Genomic DNA, 14,089 nt, shown 5'->3' with positions numbered 1-14,089 from the left:
TGTCAAAAAAAATCAAAGTCTTGTGGGGTGGGCGTCCCGCCCGCCCTGAATATACAATTTAAATGCGCGACAGCTTAACCGGAATTGAAATTAGCATTGATAAAATGTTGAAAAAATGACAGAATACATCTCGAATCTCGCCCAAATTATCTCCGTTCAACCTTATCCGCTGCTGTTTGCGACTGTCAGCGGTTCGCACTTATACGGCTTTCCTTCCGCAGATTCTGACTTCGACTTGCGGGGAGTACACATTTTGCCGCTACCGAAAGTAATTGGACTGATTTCTTACGAAGAAACAATCGAAGTTTCGGAAGTTCGGGAGGGAATGCAACTCGATTTAGTAACTCACGACATCAAGAAATTTTTTGAGTTGCTGTTGAAGCGCAACGGCTACGTGCTAGAACAACTGTATTCGCCGCTCATAGTTTACAGTACAAAGGAACACGAGGAATTAAAGGATATCGCCTCGAACTGCATTACCAAGCACCACAGCCACCACTATCTCGGTTTTGCTAAAACTCAATGGAAATTGTTTGAGAAAGAACGCCCGCGTCGGGTTAAGCCGCTGCTGTACGTTTACCGGGTGTTGCTGGCGGGGATTCACTTGATGCAAACGGGAGAAGTCGAGGCGAATTTGGTGAAACTTAACGAGAAGTTCCAGTTGTCGTATATTCCTGATTTGATCGATCGCAAGCTGGCTGGCGAGGAAAAATCTGTGCTGGAAGATACAGATATAGAATTTTATCAGCAAGAGCGCGATCGGCTAATTAATATATTAGAAGAGGCAAGTTTTACAAGTCATTTGCCGTCAAATCCTAATGCAAAGGTTGCTCTTAGCGATTTTCTGGTAAAGGTGAGGATGTCATCTCTAAGCTGTTCCACGTTTAATTAGTCTTTAGTGTAGCAAGCACCCTACATATTAGTCGTTTGGTGCGCCGAAGAGCGCAGAACCTCCAGTCCAGGACGCATCAGTACCAAAGAAACCGGGTTTTTTCTCCCGCTCAAAGGCCATAATGCAGTATTTTCGTGTCGATTAAACCCGGTTTTAAGTGATTCACCTAAATAGATTTGTGTTGGCTGGTTCGCTAAGGGCAGGTAGACCGATATTTTGATCCTCGGTAACTGGTGAGTTTTTTCCTGGTATGTAAATATTCCAACTTACGCCACCTAAATATGTCTTGATATATGAAATCAATCCGTGGATAAATACAACGATTCCCAGCATTTCTAATGACTCTTCAATGGTCACTACTATCATGTAGGGTAGCCCCCACTCTCCCGTAGAACCTATGTATCCCCGATCATTTCCATCCCGATCGATCCTCCAATATAAAGAGCGCAGGCTGCAACAAACAATTTTTTTGTAGAAACAGGAAGGTGCAACACAAACTTACTGTAGGAGAAGAGAAATATCGCTACCAGAAAACCGATCGGCACAATCCAAGTAAAGTAAAAAACTCCTGTGGCATTTAGCAGGCCTCGCATCGGCTCAATCAACATTTCGTGTAAACTCCCCGCTTCATCTAAAGATAGAAAGAAAAATATGAATGATAAAATTTTCCAGTGATTCTTGTAGCGATCGCTATCCAAATTTTTCGCATAGGCGATCGCACCCAGCAAGAAAGAACTAAACAGTAATGCCAAACATGAGTATAAGGTTGGAATGTTCTTCTCGGCATCAAGGTTGAAGGCTTGTGTAAAGAAGTCTACCCACTTGGTTTTTGGCAAGAATTACAGACTCATCTGAGTTAAGACAGAGAGTAAAGCTAGACAGGTCACCACTCGAAGCAAAAATTGGGTGACAGCCCCAGGAGCTAAAGGAGTTTGAAATTTCATATTTTTTTAACCGTTATATTAAGCTTTGTTTAACGAAAGCCTATCAAAAGACAAAAACAATTCGCTCTACCTAAAGATAGAGAAGACTCCTCCTATGAAAGTCCTCTTTTTCTAACCGTAGGATTATCGTAGGATTAAGGAATTTAGCAGAGTTGGATCGCCCTTAATTTTATTCTGGCTATACAAAACATTTTTGTTTCCTGAGATGTAAATTAGATATCTCCAAAAAAGAAGCTGAAATCCTGACTAGGGTTGAGTCGGTATCTAAATTCCCTCGATGTCTGCCAGAAAAACTCGGCTTCAGGAAGCCGAGATCCTCAGTACCGAGGATTTCTGTAATCAAAGGCGATCGCCGATCGAGAGTGACAACTATGAGATGAAAAAAGAGGTCGATCGCGATCGAGTGATTCGCCGCCATTTGTTAACCTAGACTCCCCCCAGCGAGAGCAAAATATTTCCTTGTCAAAGTTAATTAGCTTTCAGTCAATTACTTATTTCCTAAGTGTTTGCTGCTTTACTTATTTTTCGTACCTGCGCGGCGTGTAAACCCAAACATTTCCATATTTGCGGGGAATAATCCGAGTCTGACTGGAACCGACAATAACTAAAGTTCTCATGTCGGCGTCTTGCGGCTGGAATTCGCCGAGGGTGCAAACCCGCACAGATTGGCCTGGCCGGCCGAGGTTTCGCCCCAATATGACGGGGGTTTTAGGATCGCGACTTTGCAACAAAATCTCGATCGCCCTGGAGAGTTGCCAAATCCGCTGTTTCGAGATGGGATTGTAAAATGCCATAACTAAATCGGCAGCAGCAGCAGCCGCAATCCGCTGTTCTATGACCTCCCAAGGCTTGAGAATATCCGAAAGCGAAATCACGCAAAAATCGTGTCCGAGGGGTGCTCCGATCGCAGCAGCGGCCGCCTGCATGGCTGAAATGCCCGGTGCGACCCGAATATCGATGCCTTGCCATTCGGGTTTGGCATCAAAGTCGATCGCCTCAAACACCGCTGCGGCCATCGCAAAAATACCCGGATCTCCCGACGAAACGACGGCGACAGATTTTCCTGATGCTGCTAAATCTAGGGCAAAACGGGCCCGATCGATCTCTTCGCGGTTGTCGGAATCGTGCCGCTTTTGCCCGAACCCCAGGGTTCCGGCTAAGTCGAGATAGAACTTGTAACCCACCCAATCCGTGGCTTCGCGCAGAATTTCCTTAACTTCCGGGGACATCCAGGGCGCGCCTCCGGGGCCGGTACCGACGATCGCCAGTTTGCCGCGGCTAATTCCGATCGCCCTAGCATCAAAGGGTTGGGCGGCTAGGGCGATCGCGCAATTCAGTGCGTTTGGGCGATCGTACTCGATTAAGTGACTGTTTGCACCGGCTGCTGTCAGGGCAATTTGTGCGGCATTATTTTCGCTGAATTCAATTGAGTCTAATTCGACAAGTTCGGAGAGATTGAAAAAGCGGACGGGGACTTTAAAATATTGTGAAACTGCTTCAAGTGCCGGGTTTCCCATCTCCTCTTTTAATGCAAAAAATCCCGCAACGGAAGCTGGCGCTAAACCTGCTTTTTCCAAGACTTGCTGGACAAATGAAACCGCTATTTCCGGCTCAATATTCGATAGCTTTGCGAGTGCAACTGCCACAATTTGCGGATGGTAAACTAAACAATCGGGCGTTGGCACAATTGCTTTTTCGGTGACGCGGATAGTCAATTTGGCGTCGGGGGCGATCGGTAAATTGCTCTCGGAAAGCCAGCTTGCAGCCCCTTCTAGGCGTACTTTTGCCCCGGCGAGCAAATTTGAAATAAAAGTCTTCGCATCCTCTGGATTCGCTAAATAATAGCCTTGGGGAGGACTCAGCAGCGCGGTGCGAAACCGGATATCTCCGGTTGTGGTAATTGCAGGTTGTACGCCCAGGGCTGCTGCAATCTCTCTGGCCAAATCGTTAACGCCGTGCAAACCGCCCAGCAGCGGTACGACGGCGCTTCCGTCTTCTGCGACGGCTAAAACTGGCGGTTCGGCGCGTTTGTCTGACAGCAGCGGGGCGAGGGTGCGGATGATGATTCCGGCGGCGCAGATGCCGATGATTGGGGTTTCTGTTGCAAATAATTCTCGCAATGTTTCGCCGAAGTTGCTAAAGTTGATGTCTGTGTCGTTCGTGCGATCGATTAAACCGTAAATCTGGGAACTGGGGAAATGTGCGGAGATTTTTTTGGCGATCGGCTGGCTGTTTTGACCTAATATAACTATTGCGGGAGGTATTCGATTCACGGTTTTAATTATGTGTGTGTTTGGAGGGGTTTGATTATTTTAATCTTTTGTTACTTCCAGAATAAATATTTGACGAACCGCGAAGGCGCGAAGGGCGCGAAGGAAGAGTAAGAAGTGAAGTAAGAAGTTTTTCTGTTTTATTAGTGGCACAGGCATCTTGTCTGTGAATCTCTGCGATTAGTTTATCATTAAAAGAAGCAAATATTCCGAGGTTGGGCTGTGAAACGCATTGTCTTAATTGCAGGGTTTGAATCTTTTAATGCTGAGTTGTACCGGAAAGCTGCTGAGTTGGCTGTTTCTGGGTGTCAGGGATTGGAAGTACGGGTTTTTAGCGATCGCGCCCTCGCAGATGAACCGGACGCTGTAGCGGCTGCCCTCTTGAATGCTGATGTGTTTTTCGGGAGTTTGCTGTTTGATTACGATGCGGTAATGTGGCTGCGTCTAAGGGTGCAAAATGTTCCGATTCGCCTGGTTTTTGAGTCGGCTTTGGAATTGATGAGTCTTACTCAAATTGGCGCTTTTAAAATTGGCGACAAACCGAAGGGTATGCCGAAGCCTGTTAAGTTTATTCTGGATAAGTTCAGCAATGGGCGAGAAGAAGATAAGCTGGCTGGTTATATCAGCTTTTTGAAGGTGGGGCCGAAATTATTAAAATATGTGCCGGTGCAAAAAGTGCAAGATTTGCGCAACTGGCTGATTATTTATGGTTACTGGAATGCGGGCGGTGCGGATAATGTTGTCTCGATGTTTTGGATTATTGCCGAAAAGTATTTGGGGCTGAAGGTTGCAGAAATTCCGCCGCCTGTGGAAACTCCCAATATGGGTTTATTGCATCCTGATTATAATGGTTATTTTGAATCGCCTCGGCAATATTTGGATTGGTATCTCGGTCATCAAAGTGCTAGGGGCGGGCAAGATTCCCGTTCGGCAAAAGAGGCTAGACATCTTGATAGAAATGGTTATAACGGGCAAGATGCCCGTTCCACAAAATTTGAGACCAATTGGTCTCAAAATTCAGACAGAGGAAAATCCCCAGTTGTGGGCATCTTGCTTTACCGCAAACACGTTATTACCAAGCAGCCTTATATTCCTCAATTGATTCGCTATTTTGAAGATGCGGGAATTGTGCCTTTGCCGATTTTTATCAATGGCGTTGAAGGCCATGTGGCGGTGCGGGATTGGATGACGACTGCTGATGAAACTGCGCGGCGCAAACAAGGCAATATTGAAACTCTTTCGCTTTCTAAAGATGCTGTGGAAGTTGATGCGATTGTTTCTACTATTGGCTTTCCTTTGGTTGGCGGGCCTGCTGGTTCGATGGAGGGTGGAAGGCAGGTGGAAGTTGCTAAGCGGATTTTAACTGCTAAAAATGTACCTTATTTTGTGTCCGCACCTCTGCTGATTCAGGATATCCATTCTTGGACTCGTCAGGGGATTGGGGGTTTGCAAAGTGTGGTATTGTATGCTTTGCCTGAGTTGGATGGCGCGATCGATCCTGTTCCCCTAGGCGGTTTGGTGGGTGAGGATATTTATCTGGTGCCCGATCGCGCGAAACGCCTGACAAGTAGAATTAACAATTGGGTGAAACTACGCCAAACTCCGCCATCTGAAAGGAAAATTGCGATTATTCTCTACGGGTTTCCTCCCGGTTACGGTGCGGCGGGTACGGCTGCTTTATTAAATGTACCGAAATCGCTGCTAAATTTCCTGCACAAACTTCAAGCGGCAGGTTATACAGTTGGAGAAATTCCGGCTGACGGTGAGGAGTTAATTCGCCGGGTGAAAGAGGCGGATGATGCTGCAACCGCAGATGGGGGCGGATTAACGGGGATGAACGCAGATGGAAGGGGAGGGTTTGGCAATACTGTTAATGTCAAAAAGCTGGAGAAGTGGCTGGGGTATTTGTTAACAAGTCGCATCGAAAAACAGTGGAAATCTTTAACGGGTACGGGCATTAAGACAGACGGCGACGAGTTTCACATCGGTGGCATTCAACTGGGGAATGTTTGGATAGGTTTGCAGCCGCCGCTGGGAATTTCGGGCGATCCGATGCGCTTAATGTTCGATCGCGATTTGACGCCTCACCCTCAATACGCTGCTTTTTACAAGTGGCTGCAAAATGATTTGCAAGCTGATGCTGTGGTTCACTTCGGAATGCACGGGACTGTTGAATGGTTGCCCGGTTCTCCTCTCGGAAATACTGGCTATTCTTGGTCGGATATTTTGTTGGGAAGTTTGCCTAATCTTTATATCTATGCTGCCAACAATCCCTCGGAATCGATGTTGGCAAAACGGCGCGGTTACGGTGTTTTGATTTCTCACAACGTGCCGCCATACGGCCGCGCGGGCTTGTACAAGGAATTGATGGCTTTGCGGGATTTGATTGCGGAATATCGGGAAGATCCGGCAAAGAATTATGTGCTGAAAGAGGCTATTTGTAAGCAAATTTTAGATAGCGGTTTGGAGGCTGATTGTCCGTTTGATGAGGCTCGCAAGTTGGGGATTGCTTTTAGTTTTGAGAATGTGGGAATGTTCAGTGCTGATGCTTTTAACCGCTATCTGGTGAAGCTTTACGAGTATTTGCAGGTGGTGGAATTTCGCTTGTTTTCTTCTGGTTTGCACGTTCTCGGGGAACCGCCTAATTCTGAGGCAATGACCTCTTATCTTGAGGCTTATTTTGGGGATAGGTTGTCACAAGAACAGGTGAAAGCAATTGTTTCGCAAACAAGCACAGGCAAGATGCCTGTGCCACAAACAAGCACAGGCAAGATGCCTGTGCCACAAACAAGCACAGGCAAGATGCCTGTGCCACAAGAGGGGTTGGATGGGGTTTTTGAAGAGGGTTTTTTGGTGCGGGATTTGTTGTTGCAAACGACGGATGAGCTGACTAATCTTTTGCGGGGTTTGAATGGGGAATATATTCTGCCGGCACCGGGCGGGGATTTGCTGCGGGATGGGGCTGGGGTGTTGCCAACTGGTCGGAATATTCACGCTTTAGACCCTTATCGGATGCCTTCTCCGGCGGCTTATGAAAGGGGACGCGAAATTGCTCGGAAAATTATTGAGAAGCACCTTGAGGAACATGGGAATTATCCTGAGACTGTGGCGGTGATGTTGTGGGGTTTGGATGCGATTAAAACTCGGGGCGAATCTATTGGAATTCTCCTAGAATTGGTGGGGGCTGAACCTCTTAAAGAAGGTACTGGACGGATTGTTCGCTATGAATTAAAACCGTTAGCTGATGTCGGTCATCCCCGGATTGATGTGTTGGGAAATCTTTCAGGTATTTTCCGAGATAGCTTTGTCAATATTATTGAATTGTTGGATGATTTGTTCGTGCGGGCGGCGGATGCTGATGAACCGGAATCGGAGAATTTTATTCGCAAACACGCTTTAATTTTGCAGGCAAAAGGTGTGCAGAATTATTCGGCAAGGTTGTTTTCTAATCCGGCTGGGGATTTTGGTTCTTTGGTTAACGATAGGGTTGTTGATGGTAGTTGGGAATCGGGCGATGAGTTGGGGAAAACTTGGGAAAGTCGCAATGTTTTTAGTTACGGGAGGAAGGATAAGGGGGAAGCGAGGCCGGAGGTTTTGACTCAGTTGTTGCAAGGGTGCGATCGCATAATTCAAGAAATTGATTCTGTTGAATACGGTTTGACTGATATTCAAGAGTATTATGCGAATACTGGCGGTTTGAAGAAAGCCGCAGAAAAGCAGCGCGGCAAAAAGGTTAACACGAGTTTTGTAGAAAGTTTTTCTCAGGATACCACTCCGCGCAATTTAGAAGATTTGCTGCGCTTGGAATATCGAACTAAGTTGCTAAATCCTAAGTGGGCTAACGCGATGGCAAATCAAGGTTCTGGCGGTGCTTATGAAATTTCGCAGCGCATGACGGCGTTAATTGGTTGGGGCGGAACGGCTGATTTTACTGATGGTTGGGTTTACGATCGGGCGGCTGATACTTATGCTTTCGATCGGGAAATGGCGCAGAAGTTGCGGGAGGCTAATCCTGAAGCTTTTCGCAATATTGTCGGCAGAATGTTGGAGGCTAACGGGCGGGGTTTTTGGCTGCCGGATGCCGATAAGTTGCAGCAGTTGCGCGAGTTGTACGAGTTGACTGATGAGAAAATTGAAGGGGTGACAGTGTAGTTTTTTGAGCCATAAACATGTAGGGTGGGCTAGATAAACCGGGTTACTCCACCCTTCCAAAAACCTTAAAAATACTTTTCAAGGCGCGAAGAAAGATTATTTTCTGGATGCAGCCACAACACATTTTCTGTCATCTTATTATCTGTAGGCTTAGTTAATTGCAGGTGATGTCCCCACCCTGAACGTTTGGTAGAGACATTAAAAGGTTGATAGCCGTAACTTTGCATAATTTCGCAAAGTTCTTGCACGCTGGAACCGCCCCTTTCTAGATGTTGCGGCACTACCTCTGTCAAGATTACTGGATGCAGGCGTTGAATTGTGCGATCGAGCCCTCGAATTACCACGGGTTCAAACCCTTCTACGTCTATTTTAATAAAAGTGATGCCTGGTAATTCTTCAGGTAAAATATCATCTCCGCGAACAACTGGTACTTGATACTGGTTGGAAATTAGAGACTCATCTTGTTGGGAAACTTTTGTAAAAGTTCCCATCCCCAACTGTTCATTAACTACAGTTAGTGTCAGTTCGCTTGGTCGGTCTGCCAGACCGCAATTATGCAGCGTAACTTGCTGCAAGTCATTGTTAGTCACAGCCGCCTGCAATCGCTTAAAAACTACAGGATTTGGTTCAAATGAATGTACAGTTCCTGTCGGAGTAACACACCGTGCGGCCATCATGGTAAGCATTCCTAAATTCGCTCCGATATCGATAAAACTATCGCCCGCTTTTACGGCTTCGAGCATGAATAGTTGGACGTCTAACTCGTAGTAGCGACCTAGAAAATATGTCATTCGTTCCTGCCAAGTGGAAAGATCTAGGGTCATCAAATATTGGTGAAACTTGCCGCGTATAGTACGGGTGGGGGCATTTTTCCACAATTCATTTTGATACCCGCCTAACTTCTCAAATAATTTTCCCCATCCCGGCAGTTCACGGCGCGTGTATGGCAAAATCATATAAATTAGTTTCGTGGCTTTCATCTTGATATTTTTCCCTTTGAGTATTTACAAGTTTATCACTAAAATTACATTTTATTCAGTGACTAAAATTATCTTTGGGTGGAAAAAAGCTGGTTCCAGAGGTTGTCACCCCGTTAGCAACATCATACCTCAAACCGGTACGCTGTTTCAAAACTTAGAGGCAGCGGCCGCACAAGTTTCCTAGATAGTGTTTTTAGCTACATTCTGTAAAGCCAGGGCAGTCAACAATGGTAAGTAAAACTACAAGGACAGCTCCGAAATTGGCTGGCAAATAAATTTTTATGAAACCTCGAATCATTGTTTGCGGGTTGGGCCACACGGGACACAAGATTTTTTGTTTGTTGAGACAGCAAGGAGCGATTGTGGTTGGTATTAGCGATCGCCCAATTCGCGGCGAAACTTCTGATGTGGTTGTCGGCAATTTGCAAGCAGCTTCTACCTTGTTGGCGGCAGGCATTCAAAACGCTCACACTTTAGTAATTGCAGCAGACGATGATGCTGTGAATTTGGCAATTTTGATGCAGGCGAGGATTCTCAATCCTCAGATTCGCATCATCAACAGATTGTTCAATACTAGCTTGGGCGACAGAATTGACCACACTTTGCTCGAGCACACTTCCATGAGCGTTTCATCATTGGCGGCTCCGGTTTTTGCCTTTGCGGCTCTCGGAAGTCAGGCTATAGGACAGTTGCGTTTGTTCGATCGCACTTGGCCGATTCACGAAGAATATATCGATGAAACACATCCTTGGAAAAATCGAAAACTGAGCGATTTGTGGGAGGATCGATCGCGAATGTTGATTTATTATCTCCCGGCTGCTAACAAAACTGATTTAGTATCGGCGGTGCTTGCCGATCGGCAGTGTCAGCAGGGCGATCGGCTAATTGTTGCCACTCAGCCGACTCTCCACAGCCCCCAAAAAACTTTAACTCAAAAACTGCTCAAAACATTAACTAGGCTGCACAGATTTCAGCAGCACAGCCAAGCAGCAGTAATTGTTGTACTGACGCTGCTGTCAATGATTGCCCTTGCTACTGCTACCTATATTTGTGTTGACGATAATATCTCAATTGTCGATTCTCTCTATTTTTCAGTAGGGATGATTACCGGAGCCGGAGGCCATGAAAAAGTGGCCGAACAAGCTCCCGAAAGCATTAAACTATTTACAGTTGTGATGATGTTAGTTGGAGCCGGAATCGTCGGCATCTGCTACGCACTGCTCAACGATTATGTATTGGGAACTCGCTTTACCGAATATTGGGATGTGGCGCGAGTTCCGCAGCGCAATCATTACATTATTTGCGGGCTCGGAGGAATGGGTATCCAAATTGCTAAAGAACTGCACACTAACGGTTACGATATTGTGGCGATCGAGCAAGATCCGAACTGCCGGTTTCTGAGCACGGCTCGCTCAATGAAAATTCCGGTAATTCAGGGAAGTGCCAGTTTGGCCGCAACTCTGGAAGCTGCTAATGTTAAGCAAGCGGCAGCACTTTTGGCTGTTACTAGCAGCGATATGTCTAATGTCGAAATTGCCTTGAGCGCTAAAGGATTGGCACCCAAACTCTCAGTTATTGTCCGCAATCAAGACCCACATTTTGCTTTGATGGTGCAGCAAGTTTTTGAGTTTGAAGGAGTTTTGAACCCGACGGAATTGGCGGCTCCTGCTTTCGCGGCGGCGGCGATTGGAGGCAGAATTTTGGGCAACGGAATGACTGCTGATAGTCTATGGGTTTGCTTAGCCACATTGATTACGCCAAAACATCCTTTCTGCGGCCACCGCATTCAAGATGCTGCTAAGTCTGCTGATTTTGTGCCTCTTTATGCGGAAACTAAGTGTCAAACTATTCACGGCTGGGATTTGCTGAATTGTTGTCTGAGTGCGGGGGATGTTTTGTATTTGACGATGCCGGCGAATCAGTTGGATCAACTGTGGAGAACGGCCTCTGAATTAATTAAAACTTAATGGTTTTACGCGGGAATTTATGTGGCATATCGCTCAATTGCAACTACAAACCTGATAAAATGGGCCCTGTATAGTAAATATAGCCTTTCGAGCGAAAGATGAGGTACTCATGGGCATAGGCCTCCGTGGGCATAGGGGATAGGGCATAGGGGATAGGGCATACCTCACTTTTTTGAGAACCGCTATAGGACTTACGGCTAATCCTCAGAAAGGCAGTTTATTCTCCGATTTCTCCCGGGTTTCTTAGCGCAAGTCCTAGTATAAATAACCAACAGGCTCTCAATTAGTTGCGATTTAGAATGATAAAATTTTTAGGATTAGTTGTGTTTGGGCTGATCGTGGCGATCGCCTCTGTAGCTGTGGCGGCTCAACCTTTGTTCGTCGCTTATCCTCCCGCTAACCACAAAACTACCGCCGATCGCATCTTTTTAATCGGCACAGCGCCCCCACCGGGACAAGTGTTGGTAAATGGCAACCAAATTTCGCGCACCGCAGTCGGCCATTTCGCCCCGACTTTTCCCCTGCAACTCGGCGAAAATGTCTTTACCTTGCGTTACGAAAATCAGGAAGTCAAAATTAAGGTGACGCGCGAGTCGAATCAGCCGGAAGTCCCTGTGGGATTGGCTTTTGCTAAAGATTCTCTGACGCCAAAAGTCGATGTGGCGAGTTTGCCGGGAGAATATATTTGCTTTGGGGCGATCGCACCTGCGAATTCTCAAGTTTCGGTAAAATTGGCGGGCGTTACTATTCCTTTAAAAGCGCGATCGCAAGTCGAACTACCCGACAACAAATCTGTACTGTTAGGTGAAAACTCCCCGATCGAAAAAGGCGGCAGCGAACAGTATCAAGGCTGTGGGAAAACCCCCCCCAACCCCCCCTTGGCAAGGGGGGGCAATGAGTCTAATGCCCCCTTGGCAACGGGGGGCAATGAGTCTAACTCCTCGCTACCAAAAGGAGAAAAAATTGATTTAGGCGTGCCTTTATTTGAGCTAACAATGAACGATCGAACTATCAGCCAACAAGGTACTGGCAAGATTTCTATTCTCTCTCCCGCAGATTTAGAAATAGCAGAAGTAACGGCAGATCCGGGCGTGGCCCGAACCGGGGCGAGTACGGATTTTTCTAGGATGACACCGCTGCCGAAGGGAACGCGCGCAACAGTTATCGGGCGCGAGGGAGAATGGCTCAGACTCGATTACGGTGCTTGGATTAAAGCATCGGAAGTGCAAATTGTCAAGGATGCAGTGCCTCCGCGATCGATTATTCGCAGCGCGCGATCGCGTCAAGTTTCCGGCTGGACAGAGGTCTTATTTCCCTTAGAAACACCCGTCCCAGTCACCGTGCAGGAAGGAGAACGCACTTTCACTTTAACCCTGTACAATACCACCGCTCAAACTGACATTATTCGCCTCGACGATGACCCCGTAATTTCGCGTTTGGCATGGCAACAAATATCGCCGCTGCAAGTACAATATACTTTTAATCTCAAATCTGCCCAGCAGTGGGGCTATAAATTGAGATACGACGGCACAACTTTAGTGCTGTCTTTAAAACACCCGCCTGCGAATACAAGCATGATGCCTGTGTCGCCAGCAAAGCCGCTGTCGGGAATTAAGATTCTCATCGATGCGGGACACGGCGGGCCGCAGGATTCAGGTGCTGTGAGTCCAGTGGGAATTAGGGAAAAAACAGTAACTTTAATTGTGTCGAAATTGGTGCGAGAGGAATTGGTAAATCGCGGCGCGAATGTGGTAATGACGCGGGTAGAAGATGTCGATTTGGATTTGCCGCCGAGGGTGGAAATGATTCAAAAAGAAGAACCTGCGATCGCAATTTCAATTCACTACAATGCTTTGCCAGATAACGGCGACGCCATTAATACTAAAGGCGTCGGCGCTTTCTGGTTCCACCCGCAAGCGCACAGTTTGGCAATGTTTTTGCACAATTATTTAGTTGCCAAGTTGAACCGTCCGAGCTATGGTGTATTCTGGAACAACTTAGCCATGACTCGTCCTGCCGTTGCTCCATCTGTTTTAATGGAATTGGGATTTACGATCAATCCCGAAGAGATTGAATGGATTGTGAATCCGACAGAACAGAAGAAGTTAGCCCAGGCGATCGCCCAAGGTGTTACCGAATGGTTTGCCTCTGTAAAATAACAGTTAGTAGTAAGGACTTCAGTCCTTCTCAAAAAAATCCTAGTCAGGACTTCAGTTCGGCCAATCCAAGGGAATGAAATAATGCTAATTTTTACTCAATCAAAAGCCTTTTTTATTGCAGCCGTCGTTGCAAGTTTTAGCTTCTCACTTTACAGTTTTCCTGTTTTCGGCAAGCAGCAAAGTCTTAATCCCGAAAAAGCAGAAGCTTTAAAAAAGCAAACTCAATGCTCGTTTATTACAGGTGAAGGTGGCGCTGTTAACATTCGCAAAGGCCCAGGCAATCAGTACCCGGTTGTTGCTAAATTGAAAAGGGGAGACGGAGTTAGGGCTGTCAGCAGACAAGGTAATTGGGTGAAAATTGCGGCCAGATTTTCGGGTAATCCTCCTAATGAAACTTTGACAATCCTTGACGGTTGGGTGAGCAATCAATTTATTAATGGCTGTTCCGAAGACCAATTTGACACCTGGCGGAAATAGGGAATTTCCTAGGGGCGGGTTTTACAGACAATATATGTAGGGGCGGGTTTTACAGACAATATATAACGAGTACAAACAATCTATATAAACCCGCCCCCACACCACCAATAACCTACATGAACCTTGATTTTGCTCGCCGGATAAAAACATATATGGGGATTTACCGTTGGGTAGGGGCGGGTTTTACAGACAATATATGTAGGGGCGGGTTTTACAGACAATATATAACGAGTACAAACAATCTATAT

At 46.5% G+C, this 14,089-nt stretch carries 9 protein-coding genes; 5 read left to right on the top strand and 4 right to left on the bottom strand.

What is annotated here, in order from left to right; genetic code table 11:
• The first annotated feature begins 115 nt into the window (after positions 1 to 115).
• Entirely contained in the window at positions 116 to 892 is a 777-nt protein-coding gene (locus QUB61_RS33785; RefSeq protein WP_333133775.1) for a nucleotidyltransferase domain-containing protein, read from the top strand.
• Between the two features lie 395 nt (positions 893 to 1,287).
• Here QUB61_RS33785 and QUB61_RS33780 read toward each other — a convergent pair whose 3' ends face one another.
• The 3 genes from QUB61_RS33780 to cobJ all read right to left on the bottom strand — a co-directional run bounded on the left by QUB61_RS33780 (position 1,288) and on the right by cobJ (position 4,109).
• On the bottom strand, positions 1,288 to 1,728 hold the full coding sequence (locus QUB61_RS33780) for a hypothetical protein (protein WP_333133776.1): 441 nt from the start codon (positions 1,726 to 1,728) through the stop codon (positions 1,288 to 1,290).
• A gap of 286 nt (positions 1,729 to 2,014) precedes the next feature.
• Positions 2,015 to 2,254: a hypothetical protein gene (locus tag QUB61_RS33775; RefSeq protein WP_333133777.1), complete on the bottom strand. Its 240-nt coding sequence runs from the start codon at positions 2,252 to 2,254 to the stop codon at positions 2,015 to 2,017.
• 100 nt (positions 2,255 to 2,354) lie between these two features.
• Positions 2,355 to 4,109 (bottom strand): precorrin-3B C(17)-methyltransferase, encoded by a 1,755-nt coding sequence (gene cobJ / locus QUB61_RS33770; protein WP_333133778.1) that lies wholly within the window; start codon positions 4,107 to 4,109, stop codon positions 2,355 to 2,357.
• A gap of 219 nt (positions 4,110 to 4,328) precedes the next feature.
• On the opposite strand from cobJ, the gene bchH reads away from it, so the two are divergent.
• Positions 4,329 to 8,258, top strand: coding sequence for a magnesium chelatase subunit H (gene bchH / locus QUB61_RS33765; RefSeq protein ID WP_333190309.1), 3,930 nt, complete (start codon positions 4,329 to 4,331; stop codon positions 8,256 to 8,258).
• Positions 8,259 to 8,323: 65 nt separating this feature from the next.
• Here the strand turns inward: bchH and QUB61_RS33760 are convergent, their stop codons facing one another.
• Positions 8,324 to 9,238 carry an FkbM family methyltransferase gene (locus QUB61_RS33760; RefSeq protein ID WP_333133781.1) on the bottom strand — a complete coding sequence of 305 codons (915 nt, stop codon included), beginning with the start codon at positions 9,236 to 9,238 and terminating at the stop codon, positions 8,324 to 8,326.
• A gap of 281 nt (positions 9,239 to 9,519) precedes the next feature.
• On the opposite strand from QUB61_RS33760, the gene QUB61_RS33755 reads away from it, so the two are divergent.
• The 3 genes from QUB61_RS33755 (at position 9,520) to QUB61_RS33745 (ending at position 13,841) form a co-directional block, all read left to right on the top strand.
• Positions 9,520 to 11,205, top strand: coding sequence for an NAD(P)-binding protein (locus tag QUB61_RS33755; protein WP_333133782.1), 1,686 nt, complete (start codon positions 9,520 to 9,522; stop codon positions 11,203 to 11,205).
• Between the two features lie 299 nt (positions 11,206 to 11,504).
• The gene (locus tag QUB61_RS33750) at positions 11,505 to 13,364 is read left to right on the top strand and encodes an N-acetylmuramoyl-L-alanine amidase (protein ID WP_333133783.1); all 1,860 of its coding nucleotides are present in this window, start codon (positions 11,505 to 11,507) and stop codon (positions 13,362 to 13,364) included.
• An 81-nt stretch (positions 13,365 to 13,445) separates the two neighbouring features.
• A complete protein-coding gene (locus QUB61_RS33745) occupies positions 13,446 to 13,841 on the top strand; it encodes an SH3 domain-containing protein (protein ID WP_333133784.1) in 396 nt (131 codons plus the stop codon).
• Positions 13,842 to 14,089: the final 248 nt, after the last annotated feature.

Source organism: Microcoleus sp. C2D2 (genome assembly GCF_036702495.1).
GTDB lineage: Bacteria > Cyanobacteriota > Cyanobacteriia > Cyanobacteriales > Microcoleaceae > Microcoleus.
The sequence above is the reverse complement of the archived record's forward strand: the minus strand, read 5'-3'. Positions and strand labels throughout refer to the sequence as shown.

Bases quoted from the DNA above. Each gene is read 5' to 3' on its own strand.
- QUB61_RS33755 (WP_333133782.1), top strand. From the start codon at position 9,520: ATGAAACCTCGAATCATTGTTTGCGGGTTGGGCCACACGGGACACAAG.
- QUB61_RS33760 (WP_333133781.1), bottom strand. From the start codon at position 9,238: ATGAAAGCCACGAAACTAATTTATATGATTTTGCCATACACGCGCCGT.
- QUB61_RS33785 (WP_333133775.1), top strand. From the start codon at position 116: ATGACAGAATACATCTCGAATCTCGCCCAAATTATCTCCGTTCAACCT.
- QUB61_RS33745 (WP_333133784.1), top strand. From the start codon at position 13,446: ATGCTAATTTTTACTCAATCAAAAGCCTTTTTTATTGCAGCCGTCGTT.
- QUB61_RS33750 (WP_333133783.1), top strand. From the start codon at position 11,505: ATGATAAAATTTTTAGGATTAGTTGTGTTTGGGCTGATCGTGGCGATC.
- QUB61_RS33775 (WP_333133777.1), bottom strand. From the start codon at position 2,254: ATGGCGGCGAATCACTCGATCGCGATCGACCTCTTTTTTCATCTCATA.